Origin of the sequence: Microcoleus sp. MON2_D5 (assembly GCF_036701905.1) — a bacterium.
GTDB lineage: Bacteria > Cyanobacteriota > Cyanobacteriia > Cyanobacteriales > Microcoleaceae > Microcoleus.
In genome coordinates, this window is the sequence record NZ_JAUBRM010000034.1 from 15,222 (window position 1) to 30,963 (window position 15,742).

The window sequence follows — 15,742 nt, forward strand, 5'->3', positions numbered from 1 at the left end:
TCTGCGGATATATTGCCTGATGTCAGACTTGTCTGACGCAAAAATGTATTGTCCCACTGAAAATTGTTTCCTCATCTCGCTTAGCTCCTTCGAGATTAGCCCCGCACAAAAATGCCCCGCTCAAATTAGCACCCCTCAAGTCAGCTCCTCTCAAGTCTGCGCCCTCAAGGTTACTTTCACACAAAAATGCGCCTCTCAAACTTGCTCCCATCAAACTCGCTCCCCGCAGTCTAGCATTGCTTAAATTGGCTTCGTTGAGGTTTGTATTGTCCAAGCAAGCATCTATGAGGTTGGCTTCCATAAGGTTTGCCCTATACAAGTTTGCACCGCTCAAATCAACACCAATCATTTTCGTATCGCTCAAGTTGGCGTTTGCCAGGTTTGCCTCACTCATGTCAGCTCCTGTTAATCTCGCGAATCTTAGATCGGCTCTGCCACTCAAATCGATGCCCTCGAGTTTAGCCATCACTAGGCAAGCATTCTTGAGGTTGGCATCTATTAAGTTAGCCCAACTTAGGTCTCCTAAAGCTAAATTGACCTCCTTCAAATTCGCAGAGGCTAGATTAATGTGAATTAGAAAAGCTTTTGACAGGAAAGCGCCTATCAAATTGGCTTCGTGAAAATTTCTTTCTCCGGCTGCGTATCGCTTGAGAAGTTCATCAGCATTCATCTCGCCCGACTCCTAAGTTTTACTTAAAAAGTATAGTACATAAAAAGAAATTATACAACTGACAGCAAGCTGTAGCAACCAAAGATTTTTAAAGTTTCGGTGTGATTTTTTAACTCTTCGAGTGCCGATTGAACAAATGCTTGGCAGGCGTTAGCCTCAACGTCCATAAAGAAAATATATTCTCCGAGCGATCTTTTAGTCGGTCTAGATTCAATCCGACTTAAATTAATACCGCGACTGGCAAATACTTGCAAAGGTTTTACCAGTGATCCCGGCATATTGGCAGGTACGCTAAAAGCTAGTGAGGTATGGGTGCAATTAGACGGTGAAGCATCGAGGATCAACTCAGGAGCAGATTGTGTAATGGATTTAATGGATGAGCGAGCCCCTGATTCTACGTTTCCGATTTCTCCACCACTCCTGCTAAGTACCCAAAATCGAGTGTAATTATCGGGATAATCATTAATGGGTTGAGCTAACACTGGCAAATGGTAAAGTTCAGCAGCTCTTGGCGAAGATATCGCTGCTACATTTCTATCTTCCAGATATTGCAATGCTTCCGTGGTAGAATTGGCCGGAATTAATTGAGCTGAGGGAATAAACTGCCCCAACCATACCTGACACTGAGCTAGCGCTTGCGGGTGAGAGTAAACTTTTTGAATCTCGTTAAAATTTTTAGCATTAGACACCAGAGCGTGGGAAATTGGCAAAACTAAGGCGTGTTGAATGCGGAGTTGATCGAGTCGCCACAGTGTATCTAAGGTGACAGTCACACTGCCTTCGATCGAATTTTCAACGGGCACAACTGAATAGTCAACCTGCCCTACGGCCGATGCCTCTAGCGCTTGGGAAATGGTGGAATAAGGACACAGGGCGCATTCCAAGTTAGTTTTCAGGCTCAACCAATTGACATAAGCTAGAGCCGCTGTTTCTGCATTTGTACCAACAGGGCCGAGATGTGCGATCGAAATTTTCATTTAGAGGCAATTTTAGGTTACAAATGTTTGCTTTACTCTCATCAGCTAGGAAGTATGATGAAAAATTAGCGATGTCCCGAAAGCTTTTATCGGTGATTTCTCGGATGACATTGCTGGGGGCGCGACGTATGTCACCTGACTTAGGGCGCGACTTATGTCACCTTAAAAAAGGTGATAGTTTATTAAGATATGCTTAGGAATCCTATATTTTGATATTTTCTCATGTATACCCGCTTTAATTCTTCCCAATCCGTTGAGATCGCCGTACCAGAGGAACGGGTTCCCATTCAACATTATCTGCGCCAGCCGAGGCGACTGGTGAACGCCCTTGTCGATCAAAGTCGCACAGAACAGCTAAGCGATGACTGTTTCCGCCTAAAAATGCGACCGTTACAATTTATGATGCTGAGCCTTCAACCCACAGTAGACATGAGGGTGTGGGCGCAGTCGGACGGCACAATCAATTTGGAGTCCGTCGCCTGCGAAATTCGCGGCGTGGGTTATATCAACGATCGCTTTGCTCTCAATCTCAAAGGACAGCTTTGTGTACACCAAAGCAGCGGCGTAGCGTACTTGAGGGGAAAAGCGGATTTGGAAGTGCAAGTAGAGTTACCGCCGCCGTTTTGGCTGACGCCCAAACCCATTTTAGAAGCAACGGGGAATGCTTTGCTCAAGAGCGTACTGCTGAGCGTCAAACAGCGCTTGATGCACCAGTTGCTCTCGGATTACCGCCGGTGGGCAAGCAGTGAAACTGAGGTAACATCGATCGAGATCCCCCCAATCCTATCTTTAGAAGGGTGAAATCCTACTAGAGAACCTGTTAATTAATGTATAGGGATATTTAGGCACAAATCAGGCCACTTACCACAATATTAGTTAGACGCTCGAATTGGGCCTCTGAGCTTTGTTTGAACTAGCCTGCCATAGATAGCTGCCGATCAGTCCAGATCGATTTGAGTGAGCCCTCCATGTTCATCGTCTTCGATGATTCCCACGACCCCAGGCCAAGCAGTTGACCTGTTTTTTGAAACTTCCTCCTTTTGACGGAGATCCTGCTGCGGTGGCTTGATTATTTTGCCCGGTTGATTCGTGGCGGCCACCCCAATCCTGATTTTTGGCCCGGAGTTGCCCAAGCGAATTGTCATCCCGTCCACAACTGACACCTGAGCGATCGGTCTATCATCTACATAAGTGCCGTTAGCACCAAAATTAATAATTTCCCAGCCATTGGCGTGATTCCACAGCTCTACATGGTGGCGGGAAACTACAGCGCTGTAAATAATTACATCATTGTCGTTCGATCGACCGATCCGAACCACCGGTTCAGCTTCAAAACACCAACTTTGAACCGCTACAGACTGGATAGGATGTAAAAGAGTTAAGGTAATCACTGATGTTTTGACACTCCACCGCCAGACAGAAACGGGGATACTTCCAGAGAGATTTTTTGGGAGAAAACTGCAAAAAATTTGATTTTTAAAGGCGTCGTCAGTGCGCCATGATTCCCTCGCTCTGCCGTAAAATTTGAACTTTTGGCTGCTTGAGGCATTTGAACAAACTTTTGATGGTTAGCTTTTGGCGCAGACGCAAATTTTTGCTGTCCTCGGTAACAACCAAACACGATGTTATTAATCGGGTGAACGTCCCAGTGATTGACAGCGGTCTTAACCGCTTGATTAATGTGGTCTGGGAGGGAACGATTGTTCGCATGGGTGAGCCGCTCAATTCGATCGGCCAAATCACCCTTTTCCCGCTGACGAACCAGAGAATTTAACTCAGACCCGCGCTGGTTGCAGCGCTGATTCGATTTCTCGATCGGGCGACAGTCAACGATTAAGGAATCGGTGTTTGTAAAGAAAGAAGTTAACCAATTATTAATGCTGGGGGCTCTAGATAAAATACTTGTTGGTTGTATCAAACAGCATAGGTCTTTTTGAGTTGCTAACATTTTCCTTATTGATGCGATACCTTTAAAATACAATGCTTTGAGCAGCACTGGAATTTTGAGGGACAACACATCAATCTCTCATAGCGAAAATACCGCTCGACCTTCCTCGCGCGCGTCGGCCCAAAATGCGATCGGCAATTAGTCGCAGGGCGAGCGGGAAGGCCAAACTTCAGCTCAAATCTGACTCGGGCGGCTCCGGGTTCGGCTCTGGCGGGACAGATTCTTGTCTTTGCCGCTTCAACTGTGCAACTTTTTCTTGAGCTACATCCCTGACTTCTAGAGCTTTATCTTGGAATTTTTCCGCGAGACTTTGAGCGCCCCGCTTCACACCTGCCACATTTTTGAGAGTTCTGTCGAAATCTTCATGTAAAAACTCTGCTACCAGACCGACTTTTTTGTGCAGTCCCTCCGCGTACTGCACTGGCTCCGATACAGCAGCTTCAGAGACGATCGCCCGCTTGCTGCCGATGGTCGAAATAGCTGCCACAGGTAACAAGTAAATGTCGTCTAAAACACCGCGCCAGCCGCTCGATTTAAATAGGTAGTGGGTGACTGAACCCGTGCGGACATCAAATAGGTAGTCAACCACTGCACCTGCCTGATTCCCAGCGTCCGTGAGTACCTCAAGGCCGATCGGACAAACAGCTTGTTCCGGCTGATGCAATTCCGGCAGTTCCGGGTTAATGGTGACAAAAACATTTTCCCCCACCGTATCAACTTGCGCCCAAGCGAACCAAGTTTTTTTGCTGCCCAAAAGTCCCGACTTGCAAGTAAAGCCGATCGCCCGCTGGGAGTGAGCATCGAGCCAAACCCGATCTACCCTGCCGACCTCTTCCGCCGTTCTGCGGTCGATCGTGCGGCGGTTGAGCAGTTCGCTGCGCCTAACAATCTGTGGTGATGTACTCATAAATAAACTCCTGAGTGCCGCCTTTGAAAAATGTCGATCGTCCAAAGAAGCCGGTTTAATATTCTTCTTCCGAATAATGGCGAGTATGATCTGCCTCCGTTAACTCCTCCTCTTCCCTGGAAGTGCCAACTTCTTTTTGGTCGGGAACAGGAATCGTGCTAATTTGCACGGCGCCCGAGGGAGCGTGAATTTCCTTAGCCTCCCTTGGCTTGACGCTAATTTGTCCTAACTGGACTGAGGACTGATTCGGGCCTACGTTGATTTGAATTTTCGGACCTGAGCGAGCCAAGTGAACGATCAGACCGTCCACAATGGGAACCTTAGCGATCGGCTTACCATCGAGGTAAGTGCCGTTGGTACCTAAATTGATCAGTTCCCAAGTTATGCCGCTGCGCCGCAATTCGATGTGGCGACGAGAAACCACAGCGCTAAAAAGAACGACGTGGTTTTCGGTCGAGCGCCCGATCCGGACGACCTGCTCGTCTTCAAAGATCCAACTGCGGACGGGTATAGACTGGAGTGGATGTAGCAAGGTCAGCTTAATCACATTGGCAGCATTGAGTTTTGGTAGAGCGCCTCAAGATGCGATTTTAGATTTTAGACTTTCGATCGCCCAATCCAAACTCGCTCTAAGAGATTTGAAATAAAAAGGTAACCAGGTCTCCTTTGCCCAGAGAGATGCGGTCTCCCGGTCGCAACCGGTGGCGGTTTCCCTTGGGTAGCGGAGTATTGTTGACGTAAGTGCCGTTGGAACTGCCTACATCTTCTAGGTAGCAAGCATCTCCCTCCACCCGGAGATTTGCGTGTACCCGAGAAACTATCTCAGAATTAGCAAATCCCGAAACATCAATATCCGGCGGTACTAAGTCATTTGGCTTGCCTATGTGAACCACAGACAGACTGTGAGGCAATTCCATCGGCGTATTTGTCTGAACGTGTAGCAGGCGGGCCGACTGCTGTTGCAGTTGAGTTTTAGCTACACCTGCTGGCTGTGGGCCCGGAACCGTAGGAGAGATATTTACTGGTGTTGCCACCGATTCAGTTGTAACAGGAACCGAGGGCGATGGCGCGGGATCGGGAATCGTCGGAATGCTGGCGGGAGTTTTTTCCAAGTTGAGCCCCTTATTCAGGGTAACTAGAGGTTCCATTGCCATCAGGGGATCGGGTGGGACTAAATCCGGCGCCGGTGACGATACCACTGTGGGGCCTACAGGCGAGAGGGACGGTACTGTCACCTCAACTTCTGGAACTATGGAACCCGGACGCAAGTTAAAGCCACACTGGCCGCAAAATGCTGCATCTGTCTGAACTGCTGCACCGCAGTTCGAGCAACTTGCGGTAACAGGTAAAGGCGTGTAGCAAGCCTCACACTGGCTGGCCCCGTCGGGGTTCTGGTGATTGCAATTGGGACAGACAATCATCGATTTCTCCTTGCTATCGGCCAGATTTTCAAATCAGCCTCATAAAAATACTCGTGTATATGGTCAAATTTTAACTTTAACCGCCACAATTCTTATATTGCTTCGCTAATACTAGCAACTGAGCTGACGCCGTGACGTTAGCTGTGATGGGCAAGATTGAGTTAGTGATAATGCTGACTGTGTTGGCACGCTTGCGGCTCTGTCGGCTATTTTACTGCTTCGCCAGCCGCCGCATCGAGCAGCCACCAAAGTTCGCCCTCTGGTTGAACGAGTCTGGCTGGATAGGTCATTTCGTCGGCTGCGGGGGCAAAAATTTGAGCTAGGGCGGGTTGTTTGCTGGCTCCTGCGACCATGAACATGACGCACCGGGCCCGGTTGATTAAGGGGACTGTAAAGGTAATGCGGGGTTGACCGTCTTTGTTGCCGACAGTTACTAGGGCATCCCGGACTTCCAAGGCTGCTGTGCCAGGAAATAGAGAGGCTGTGTGGGCGTCGTCTCCTATGCCCAATAAAATGATGTCGAAGGCAGGAAACTCGCCCTCGGATACTTTGAAGAACTGCTGTAATTCGGTTTGGTGCGCCGCAGCGTCGGCGGCGGGGTCGCCGGCGCCTGTGGGCATGGGGTGGATGTTGCTGGCGGGGATATTCACTCGATCGAGCCACGCGAGGCGCGCCATTTTTTGATTGCTGTCTGGGTGTTCTGGGGGAACGTAGCGTTCGTCCCCCCAGAATACGTGAATTTTGTCCCAAGGCAGGTCTTGGGCTGCGATCGCTCTGTAGAGCGGTTCCGGTGTGCTTCCGCCCGCTGCGGCGATCGTACAAAGTCCGCGTTCTGCTATGGCTTCTGAGATTTTCGACAGCACAATCTCCAGCGATCGATCTATTAGTTGTTCCCGATTTGCTAATACTTCAACTACTTTTTTCATTAATTTCCTCTCAACTTTCCTTGGGTGTTATTCTCAGCAATTGCCAATTTTACCTTGACATTTTGGTTTGACATTTTGGTTTGAGGTCGAGCTGCTGACAGACCCGGCAGACCTGGCACCGCATCGCATAACATTTTATCATCTTATGCCCCTTGATTTGGCGAAAGCAAGACATATTTCTACCAGTGCTTTATGGATTTTCACCCGTTCATTGAGCTTTCGCAACTTTCAATCAAAAGTTTGAGCCTACTCGGAGCATCTCTGCAGAAAGTAAAAAGCGTTTTTTGGGAGTCCGAGCCGTCCCGCACAGCAAATTCTATAAATATAGCGAGCCGGACGATCGCACGCCGACAGTAAAAGCCAAACCGAGATCCTCCCGATCGCACTTACACCGGCATAGCAAAAATAATCAAGATTGATGTGGTAGACTAGGAAAAATAGTTTTAAATCCGCACGCTCGGATGGAAGCAAAACTATGTCAATTATTAAGCGATTTCCTACATCTGCCCGCTATCTAATAGCGCGGTTGCGCCACTGGATCCAACCGGCGGTTTGGGCTCCCCTAGCCGTCCTCTGTGCAGGGGGGTTATTTATCTGGGAGGTCTCTGTAAATCCAGAAAGGTTGAGCATAGATGGCGAAGAAGTACCAGCCTCAAACTCTCCAGCTTCGCTATCGGGGCTATCTGCTGAAGATACCGCCATTGCGGCTGAAATCGACAGCTTACCAGTGCTAGTCAATCAGTTTAATGGCTCTACTGCTTCTGAAGTGAACTTGTTAAATTCATCCGTAGTAAAAAGCAAAGGTTTATTCGAGGAACTTCGATCTCGGGGCTTAGAAACTCCTCAGCCATCTTCAGCCCCCAAGCGGGTAGGAAGCGGCGGATTTTTGCCTGTGCCAAATTTAGCAAATCCTGCTGTCGATGATGCCGGAAACAATAACCCTCAAAATTCCAGCTTGCCAAGTTCAAACGCAACATCAGCATTGAGTTTATCTGGCAGTGGGAGACTGACTTCCGGGATAAAAACGATCGAGCCTGAGTCTGGGGGTACAGCGACAGCAACTTTATCGCAGGGGTCGAGTGATGCTAATTCAGATAAAAAAAACGACAATTCTCTGCCTTTGAGTCCGCTGCAAGCAGCTATGAAAAAATACGTCGTTGCTAACACTTCGGCAACGGTGGCGGAGGCTGAGAAAACTGGAAACTTGCCTAAATTGCTCGATCGACCGGCTTCGGATCCGGCTGCTGTAAATGCGACAAATTTGCTCCCAACGACCGCTAAAGCTCAAGCTGGAGCAAATCCTGTGAGTGTTCCCACAGCACTTCCCCCACTTGTGGCTCCAACAACTACTGTGAGCAAGGAATCTCAAGAATTCTTAAACCCCACAGCTACAGTCCCTGAACCCTTGGCTGGGTTAAATTCCCGAGTACCGAGCCTCCCCGAAATTAATGCAGCGGCTCCAACGGTGGCTTTGCCGAAAAATCCCTACCAAACTAATTTATCTGGCTCAGGCTTCGCACCTGAAGTTCAACCTGTGGCTCTTCCAGTAGCCATACCTTCGCCAACAGCTCTACTTCCCAATGTCGGTCCATCTCCCTTTCCAAGCGGGATTGGGGGAAGCAAGATAATTAGCCCTCAATTCTCTCCCAATGCAGCGAATTCTCAATTTCAAACAGCTCCACCGAGTCAGCTTAATTTGCCGGAGCCACCTAACTTTGGAGTGGTTCCCCAAAATACAAATCAGGGCGTGCAGCCCATTCAACCTCAACCTTTTTCTACACCCCGCTCCCTGCGTCCGGGACGCTATATTGGCGGTGGCGAAATCAATACTTTTGCTAATCCGTGATATCCTCTCGGGTTGCATCGGAATGATATATTTGAAAGATGTCAATGCTCGCGCTATGGATAGCGATCGGAGACGCTCGCACTACATAATTCCGATGTAACCGGATTTGATATTACACTGAGGATATTAGGAAAGGTAAAGTTAAATTGATTTTTTTAGAGATAGGAATTATTTATTAAAAAACTATTGCGTGAGTGTCGAGTTTCCTGGTGCGGAACATTTCGGGGTGTCGATTGATATGGACAAGAATTGAACAACAAAAAAGGCAAAAATAGTAAACAGCATCAACAAGAGTGGATCGTTAATTGTGGTTTAGACACACTTTTATGTTTTTTATTAATTGCTTTGGGATCAGATTTGGGAGAGATTAAATTTTTTGAAGTACGAGCCTTTTTAGCTGATTTTATTACAGAAATATTTTTTTTGTCAACCCTAGAAGAAATCGTTTCCTTGCTGGAACTTTTATCAGTTACAAATCTCGCTTCAAGTGAACACCCTGGACTAGAATCTAATGTAGATAAGGTTTCCAATCTAGGAGATTGCTTTCCTGACTCTAAAGTAGCTAACTGCGGTTGTTTTATATCTGCTTTATCAGAAAAATCCTGCTGACTTAACCCAGTAGTCTCCCTGAGTTGAGCAATCTCTCTTGCGAATGTAAATTCAGGCTCTAACTCGTCATAAAAAAATTTAACTTTGGGATTTTGAAGCACTTTTTCTTTAACATCCTTCCATTTGATTGCCATATCAAAACCTAACCAATTTAATGAACTAAAACAACCATTAAACATAAAGTAAAAGCATTTCGTCTCTCTCAAAACTCTTGAATGGCAACGCTCTTACTTCTGGGAAATATAACCATGTTCAATTAAAGCTGCTGTGACAAGAGAACTACACTACTCGACCGCAGAAAAGTATTATCAATACCCCATCTAAAATCTAATGTCTCTAATAAATAATAAATTTAATCTAATAACTTTAGTCGTTCTCTATTTTTCGTTCGTTTTTTTTCGCTTACTTCCGAGAGGTTGCTTAGATTTGGGGGATTGCTTATTCAGTGGTGTTTTCTCCTCCCTGTACTTTTTGAGACGTTTGTCCGCCGTTTCAATGTGGTTATTGGGAATCTTATCGGATTTCTTTTGAAATCCATAAAGCAAAACGCAGGTTTTACATTCCCAAGAATAAAGCAGTCGATAGATGTTCGTGTTTTGTTCAACCCGAATCGACCAAATGCTTCCCCGCACCTTTTTGATGTTGGATCGAGGGATACCAGAGCTAGGAGAGCTCCTTCCTTCGCCAAACTCCTCGATATGGTCAAAAATTTTGGCAAAAAGTGCTTGTACTTTGTCATCTAGGTCACAAAACCAAGAATATACAGCAGGCACTGCAAACAAAACTTCGTAAGCAGTTGCTTTTTGTTTTGACTCATTAGGCATTGCACCTCACCTCCTTAGGGCAATTTAGAACACTTAGGGTAAAGAGGTACAGTACCTGCGCGAGTAGTGTATTCACTTGTCAAGGTTCAGCCAGAGGTATAAAACATTAAGGGATTCTAACGCCCTCCAATAACTATTATGCGATCAACGGATGTGTCTGTCAAGGGAGGCTACCCAAGATATACCCCTACTCGTTCCCAGGCTCTGCCTGGTAACCAGTTAATGCCCCATGCCCCATCCCTGCGCTTTGCTCCGCCCCATGCCTTAGCCCATTGCCCTTAGCCCAATTACGTTGTATCACTTACCTAGCGGCGGCCCGCACCAACAATAATCCCCCGATTCCCAAGCCAAACACGATCGGCAGCCAAGCCGACAGAATCGGAGTCAAAACAGCTTTCACGCCCATAGAACTGGTCATGAAAGAAAATACGTAGTAAGTAAAAATCACAACTACGCTAATACCAAAACTCGTTCCTCGGCCGGATCGGCGCGGTTGAGTTCCCAAAGCGGCTCCCACTACACCAAATACCATGCACACGAAAGGAAAAGCATATTTTTCTTGAATTCGCACCTTTAATTTGCGAATTTGCGGTTCGTCGCCGCTGTTTTTAAGGATATCCAAACGCTCTAAAGCTTGGGCAATGTTCATTTCCTTGAAATCCCGCGCTCTAGCAGCTAAATCTAAGGGCGTGCGGGGGAGTTGCAACTGCTGGTGTTGAAACCTAACTATATTGCGGTAAGAACCGTCAGGAGCAACTATATAAGCGGTTCCGTTGAAAAAATCCCAGGTATTTTCTGAGGGATTCCAAGTAGCTGATTCTGAAGAAACGATTTGATTGAGGCCTGGGGTGGAGCGATCGATAATTGTTAAACCTTTCATTCGCTGGCCGTCAAACTGTTCTGCATAAAAAAAGCGGGCCAGGGTTTCGTCGCCACCTTTTTCGGGTTTGCGAAATTCTGTGTAGATAATATTTCTATCTTGAAATATCGGTTTTTCTCGCTTCAGGGCTCTGTCTAAAGTCAGAGTAGCTCTGTAGCTGGCGGCGGGTACAACTAACTCTTGCAAAGCAAAGGTGAAGCCTGCAACAATTAAACTCATTATCACAGCAGGCAGTATCAATCGGTAAACGCTAACTCCGCAACTGCGGAGGGCGATGAGTTCGCTGTCGCTGGACATTCGGCTGTAGGCCATTAAGGTTGCTAGCAGCATTGACATGGGGAAAGCCAATACTACGAAGTAGGGAATTTGCAGGAGAAAAATTTCTATGGCGGCGGTGTAGGGGAGGCCGGATTCTGTTACTCTGCGGACTAATTCAAATAAGGCTCCAACTGTGACGGCGACGGATGTAAAGAGTCCGACGCCAAAGAGAAATGGCCCGATTAGTTCTTTGGTAATGTACCAGTCCATTACTGAAATTCTCGGCAGCCAGTTGATGGGATTCAAAGAATTGGATATTGCTATTTTCATAGTGGCGCGTTGTCGCAGATTGCTCCTCAATCTAACATCTAAAATCTCAAATTCGACCGTTTGCCGAAGGCATTCAAAAGACTATCGCACGAAGCTGTCGCCCAAGTAATACTGACGCACTAAAGGATTGCTGTAGAGTTCTTCTTCAGCCCCGGAGGCTAAAATTTGGCCGTCTCGCATGATGTAGGCTCGATCGGTAATTTCGAGGGTTTCTCGGACGTTGTGATCTGTGATGAGGATGCCGATTTTACGATCGCGCAATTTAGCAATAATGGTTTGAATTTCGTCTACGGCGATCGGATCGACGCCTGCAAACGGTTCGTCTAAAAATAGGAACATCGGCCCGTCTCGTCCCGCGGCTAATGCTCTGGCCAGTTCAGTCCGCCGCCTTTCTCCCCCAGATATTTGAATTCCCAAACTCGATGCTATTTTTTCTAAGCGAAATTCTTGCAATAGGAAATCGACTCGATCGCGCCATTCCCACCGCGGCACTTGAGTTTGTTCTAGGACTAACAAAATGTTGTCGCGCACGCTCATGTTCCGGAAAATGCTTGCTTCTTGAGCGAGATAGCCAATTCCCAAATGCGCTCGCTGGTGCATCGCCAATTTAGTGATGTCTAAATCGTTTAGCCAAACGGTGCCTTGATTTGGTTTTTCTAATCCGGTTGCTATGTAAAATGTGGTGGTTTTGCCGGCACCGTTGGGGCCTAGCAGTCCTACGATTTCTCCTTGGGCTACCGAAAGGTTGACGCGACTCACTACATTGCGTTTTCCGTAGGATTTGTGAATATTTTCGAGTACAATTTTCATGTTCGCTCCCGGCAACCTCTACAAGCTAAATTTCAGACTGCGGCTTTGTGCGATCGAGTCTCTAATTTAAATTTTACCTTTTCAAGTTTGTTAGTTTTCTAAAGACGAAATTTCGCATCTATCCCAAGTAGTATGTTTTGGCTGAGGCGAAATTTCGCTGCTGCGAGCCGCTTTTACCGGGGGGCTGTAGTTGGACGTGGGGAGCCAACTGCTTTTTGGGCTGCTGCATCTTGTTCCGGGGCAACCAGATAGACAGATTCTACCTGTCCTGGGTTGTTTGGCAGGGCAATAAACCGCCCTTCGTCAATGAGGTATGTTATGGTTTCGCCGCGCAGGCTGTTGCCCTGCTGCAATACGTAAACATCTCCGCTGAGAATGATCCGGCGCTCGCGGCTGAAGTATTGTGCTTGAGCTGCGGTTGCTTGTATTTGGCGGGCTGGATAGTTGATTTGGACGTTGCCGCGGGCTGTCACGATGCCGGTTTTGGAGTCGGCTTCTTGAATGTCCGATCGCACGCTGAGAGTGCGGGGCGGCCCGGCTTGCGGGTAAGTGGGAGAGGCAATCGCGCCTGCCAGAGTGAGGGGCAACAGCAGCGATAATCCTTTGAATATTCTGGAATTGAGTAGTTTAGCGGAGGGCATCATAAGCTTGGAGCCTCAAAATTTGTGAAATTGCTGAAGGGCATTCTCTCCAGTTAGGTATTTTATCTTAACGGCCAGAAAGATTCCCGTGAGGTCGATCGATTGACCCGAGAGTCTCAACCAATTATCCTAGCAAGACAACAGCGAATTTAATTGATTATTTTGCTGAGTGGCTGCAACTGTCTTAACCGGGAACGGGCAAGAGGCTCGTTCCACAGCAAATTAATATACTTGGGCAGCCGGCAAGAAAGCCAGCCCTCCTCTGTGTAGATGCCAAGTATACTGCACACCCTAATACAAACATTTATTTAACTTTTTGGTAGTTTGATAATTCGCGGCAATTGCAAGCCTGCAACTTCTGTACCTGCGAACAACTGTTGAAATTTAGCTACTTCTTCCGGGCCAGCTTGTTGCAAAGCGCTCAAAAGTTTAGCACTTTGTCCGAGCAAGTCTTCAACGGCAATTCCGGCATAACTCGGCTGATAATAACTGAGCCGATTTATTCCTTCTCCCAGCAAGATTACCGCACCGCGCCAGTTTTTATTTCCTAAGTGATAAAGCGCGACCGAAATTTGCAATATTCCCTGATAAAACCTTTTTTCCGGCTCGCCGGCTTCCATCCACAAAGCCTCTAAAGTATCGTGACAAGCGTAAAATTCTTGGCTGTTAAACTGTTCGATACCTTGCCAAAAGTCGAGCGGGATTTCCTCTATCATTCGATTGGAGATTGGGGATTTTCGATTGCGGATGTGTCTGTGAGTAGGCGGCGATCGATTTTTTTTAAATAGCTAAGTCTTAAAAATAGGAAAAATAACGACCTCTTTTCACAACTACTGCCATTTAACGACCGCCTACTTAACCGATTACATAGTCTCTCTGACAGCTTTAATCTGATCCATTCCTATTTCCTGATTAGTTCCAGCGAAATCGTTATCTGGCGTCAGAAATAACATACAGTGACACTCTTTGCGCTCGCGCATGGGAATGCAGGGACAGTTCCAGTAGGCGGCTTTTACTTCGGCTTCTTTATCTTCGTAATGGCGACAAGGGCATAAGGGAGCGCCTAGTTCATCTTTGTGTTTTGCTAGTCCTTCTATCACGACTGCAGTGACGGAAGGCTCGGAACAAAAGTAAGTTCCCGTGCGCTTGGCATAGGTTTCGGAGAAATTCTTCATCGCCTCCAAAGTTTTTTCGTTGGAGAGTTTAGATTTTTCTGTTGTGTTCATAGTTAAGGATCGGAGTTGAGGATGCTACGAGCTTTTAACAATTGTAGCGCAGAATGTGATTTTAAACACTTGTATATTTCTGTTTACTTACAAGGAGGAAAACCTTGACAAAGATTGAGTTTTAGGTTGTTGGTTTTTTACTGGTTTTTGTCTATCCGGGAGGGCGCGGGAAACTGGTGGCAGACCCGGTTTTTGAAGCAGCCAAAAGATTTGGGCTATCGATCACCCTCAACAATCATCCCCCAAAGGGGATAAAAATCGGATAATATAGCACAGCGCTGTCCTTGTTAGTGGCATCTGATGGCAACTTCCCCGAACCGCACCCGCACCCGCGATCTAAAATCTCCTCCGTCTGGGCTGATTTGGCCGGCTGACACCGAGTTAGTCGGATTAGTGTTTGAATTGACTCCCGGCGCTGCTAGCTATCTGTACGCGCAGTATGCTATAGGTTTGCACGCTTGGTTTTTAGGTCAAGTACAGCAAACTGATCCGGATTTATCGAAACTTTTGCACGATGAACAGTCAGAAAAAGCCTTTACTATTTCGGGATTGGAAGGTGATTTGCTCCCCGGCGGCAAAGAATTTCAGCTTTTGGGCGATCGAATTTATCGCTGGTACGTAACAGGACTTTCAAAGCCAGTAGTGCAGTGGCTGAGTCAGTGGCTGCAAAATTTGCCCCAAGAGATAGATTTGCGAAATGCTCCGCTGCTAATTCGCTCTTGGGATATTGCTTTTGCTCCCACAACTTACCAGCAATTATTAACAGCAGAACCCCCCTTGTCGCCAACCATCAAACTTAGTTTTGTGACTCCTACAAGCTTTCGTAGCAAAGGCCATCACTTCCCTTTGCCAGTTCCCGAAAATGTTTTTCACAGCTATTTGCGCCGCTGGAATAACTTTTCGGGGGTAAATTTTGACCAAGCAGAATTTTTGAGTTGGATTGATGAAAATGCAATTATTAGCCGCCACAAATTGGAGTCGCAAAAGGTAGCGGCGGGCAAAAAAGGCATGGTAACGGGCTTCACTGGGGCTGTGGAATTTGGGCTAGGGCGATCGGCTCACAATCGCCCTGATTTTGTACAATTATTTTATGCTTTGGGGCGGTTAGCGCCTTACTGCGGCACGGGCCACAAAACTACTTTTGGATTGGGACAAACGCGAGCACAATGGTTGACAGAAGCGCTACCTGAAGTGTCGATACAAAGCGTATTGGCGGCGCGAATAGATGAATTGACAGAGAAGTTTATGGCGCACAGAAAGCGTACAGGCGGAAGTCGCGCTGCTGAGATTGCTGAAACTTGGGCGACGATTTTGGCGCGCCGGGAATTGGGGGAATCTTTGTTTGATATTGCTGCTGATTTGGAAATGCCTTATGAAACTGTGAAAACTTACGTGAAGTTGGCAAGAAGGGCTTTGAAAGTAGAGGATTAAGGTTAAATTGATTTGTAAATGAGATTTGTTTTACGAAC

At 47.0% G+C, this 15,742-nt stretch carries 18 protein-coding genes; 3 read left to right on the forward strand and 15 right to left on the reverse strand.

The annotated features are described in order from the left end of the window. Nucleotides 1-22: 22 nt before the first annotated feature. Together QUA47_RS14280 and pheA are read right to left on the reverse strand one after the other, a co-directional pair. Nucleotides 23-670, reverse strand: coding sequence for a pentapeptide repeat-containing protein (locus QUA47_RS14280; protein ID WP_333431218.1), 648 nt, complete (start codon nucleotides 668-670; stop codon nucleotides 23-25). Between the two features lie 50 nt (nucleotides 671-720). Beyond that, nucleotides 721-1,647 (reverse strand): prephenate dehydratase, encoded by a 927-nt coding sequence (pheA, locus tag QUA47_RS14285; protein WP_333431219.1) that lies wholly within the window; start codon nucleotides 1,645-1,647, stop codon nucleotides 721-723. Between the two features lie 222 nt (nucleotides 1,648-1,869). On the opposite strand from pheA, the gene QUA47_RS14290 reads away from it, so the two are divergent. Then, nucleotides 1,870-2,448: a DUF1997 domain-containing protein gene (locus tag QUA47_RS14290; protein ID WP_333282704.1), complete on the forward strand. Its 579-nt coding sequence runs from the start codon at nucleotides 1,870-1,872 to the stop codon at nucleotides 2,446-2,448. Between the two features lie 137 nt (nucleotides 2,449-2,585). On the opposite strand, the gene QUA47_RS14295 is transcribed toward QUA47_RS14290, so the two are convergent. The 6 genes from QUA47_RS14295 to pgl all read right to left on the reverse strand — a co-directional run bounded on the left by QUA47_RS14295 (nucleotide 2,586) and on the right by pgl (nucleotide 6,849). Next, nucleotides 2,586-3,038 (reverse strand): FHA domain-containing protein, encoded by a 453-nt coding sequence (locus tag QUA47_RS14295; protein WP_333282707.1) that lies wholly within the window; start codon nucleotides 3,036-3,038, stop codon nucleotides 2,586-2,588. Then, nucleotides 3,035-3,595: a hypothetical protein gene (locus tag QUA47_RS14300; RefSeq protein ID WP_333431220.1), complete on the reverse strand. Its 561-nt coding sequence runs from the start codon at nucleotides 3,593-3,595 to the stop codon at nucleotides 3,035-3,037. The genes QUA47_RS14295 and QUA47_RS14300 overlap by 4 nt, the downstream gene beginning before the upstream one ends. Before the next feature lie 169 nt (nucleotides 3,596-3,764). Further along, a complete protein-coding gene (locus QUA47_RS14305; RefSeq protein ID WP_333282713.1) occupies nucleotides 3,765-4,502 on the reverse strand; it encodes a PRC-barrel domain-containing protein in 738 nt (245 codons plus the stop codon). Between the two features lie 55 nt (nucleotides 4,503-4,557). Then, nucleotides 4,558-5,034: an FHA domain-containing protein gene (locus QUA47_RS14310; protein ID WP_445243748.1), complete on the reverse strand. Its 477-nt coding sequence runs from the start codon at nucleotides 5,032-5,034 to the stop codon at nucleotides 4,558-4,560. Between the two features lie 97 nt (nucleotides 5,035-5,131). Further along, on the reverse strand, nucleotides 5,132-5,923 hold the full coding sequence (locus QUA47_RS14315; protein WP_190660884.1) for an FHA domain-containing protein: 792 nt from the start codon (nucleotides 5,921-5,923) through the stop codon (nucleotides 5,132-5,134). 206 nt (nucleotides 5,924-6,129) lie between these two features. Next, nucleotides 6,130-6,849, reverse strand: coding sequence for a 6-phosphogluconolactonase (gene pgl, locus QUA47_RS14320; RefSeq protein ID WP_190660887.1), 720 nt, complete (start codon nucleotides 6,847-6,849; stop codon nucleotides 6,130-6,132). Nucleotides 6,850-7,324: 475 nt separating this feature from the next. Between pgl and QUA47_RS14325 the strand changes: the two genes are divergently transcribed. Next, the gene (locus tag QUA47_RS14325; RefSeq protein ID WP_333431221.1) at nucleotides 7,325-8,695 is read left to right on the forward strand and encodes a hypothetical protein; all 1,371 of its coding nucleotides are present in this window, start codon (nucleotides 7,325-7,327) and stop codon (nucleotides 8,693-8,695) included. A gap of 284 nt (nucleotides 8,696-8,979) precedes the next feature. Here QUA47_RS14325 and QUA47_RS14330 read toward each other — a convergent pair whose 3' ends face one another. The 7 genes from QUA47_RS14330 to QUA47_RS14360 all read right to left on the reverse strand — a co-directional run bounded on the left by QUA47_RS14330 (nucleotide 8,980) and on the right by QUA47_RS14360 (nucleotide 14,273). Then, nucleotides 8,980-9,483, reverse strand: coding sequence for a helix-turn-helix domain-containing protein (locus tag QUA47_RS14330; protein ID WP_333431222.1), 504 nt, complete (start codon nucleotides 9,481-9,483; stop codon nucleotides 8,980-8,982). A 198-nt stretch (nucleotides 9,484-9,681) separates the two neighbouring features. After that, entirely contained in the window at nucleotides 9,682-10,128 is a 447-nt protein-coding gene (locus QUA47_RS14335; RefSeq protein ID WP_190738079.1) for a type II toxin-antitoxin system RelE/ParE family toxin, read from the reverse strand. Nucleotides 10,129-10,429: 301 nt separating this feature from the next. Further along, nucleotides 10,430-11,596 carry an LptF/LptG family permease gene (locus tag QUA47_RS14340; protein WP_333431223.1) on the reverse strand — a complete coding sequence of 389 codons (1,167 nt, stop codon included), beginning with the start codon at nucleotides 11,594-11,596 and terminating at the stop codon, nucleotides 10,430-10,432. A gap of 81 nt (nucleotides 11,597-11,677) precedes the next feature. Beyond that, on the reverse strand, nucleotides 11,678-12,406 hold the full coding sequence (gene lptB, locus QUA47_RS14345; protein ID WP_190738078.1) for an LPS export ABC transporter ATP-binding protein: 729 nt from the start codon (nucleotides 12,404-12,406) through the stop codon (nucleotides 11,678-11,680). A gap of 173 nt (nucleotides 12,407-12,579) precedes the next feature. After that, nucleotides 12,580-13,050: an LptA/OstA family protein gene (locus tag QUA47_RS14350; RefSeq protein ID WP_190660893.1), complete on the reverse strand. Its 471-nt coding sequence runs from the start codon at nucleotides 13,048-13,050 to the stop codon at nucleotides 12,580-12,582. Between the two features lie 305 nt (nucleotides 13,051-13,355). After that, the gene (locus QUA47_RS14355) at nucleotides 13,356-13,763 is read right to left on the reverse strand and encodes a DUF309 domain-containing protein (protein ID WP_333406613.1); all 408 of its coding nucleotides are present in this window, start codon (nucleotides 13,761-13,763) and stop codon (nucleotides 13,356-13,358) included. A 147-nt stretch (nucleotides 13,764-13,910) separates the two neighbouring features. Next, nucleotides 13,911-14,273 carry a ferredoxin-thioredoxin reductase catalytic domain-containing protein gene (locus QUA47_RS14360; RefSeq protein ID WP_333282733.1) on the reverse strand — a complete coding sequence of 121 codons (363 nt, stop codon included), beginning with the start codon at nucleotides 14,271-14,273 and terminating at the stop codon, nucleotides 13,911-13,913. Nucleotides 14,274-14,573: 300 nt separating this feature from the next. Between QUA47_RS14360 and cas6 the strand changes: the two genes are divergently transcribed. Next, nucleotides 14,574-15,704: a CRISPR-associated endoribonuclease Cas6 gene (cas6, locus tag QUA47_RS14365; RefSeq protein WP_333406615.1), complete on the forward strand. Its 1,131-nt coding sequence runs from the start codon at nucleotides 14,574-14,576 to the stop codon at nucleotides 15,702-15,704. Nucleotides 15,705-15,742 lie beyond the last annotated feature (38 nt).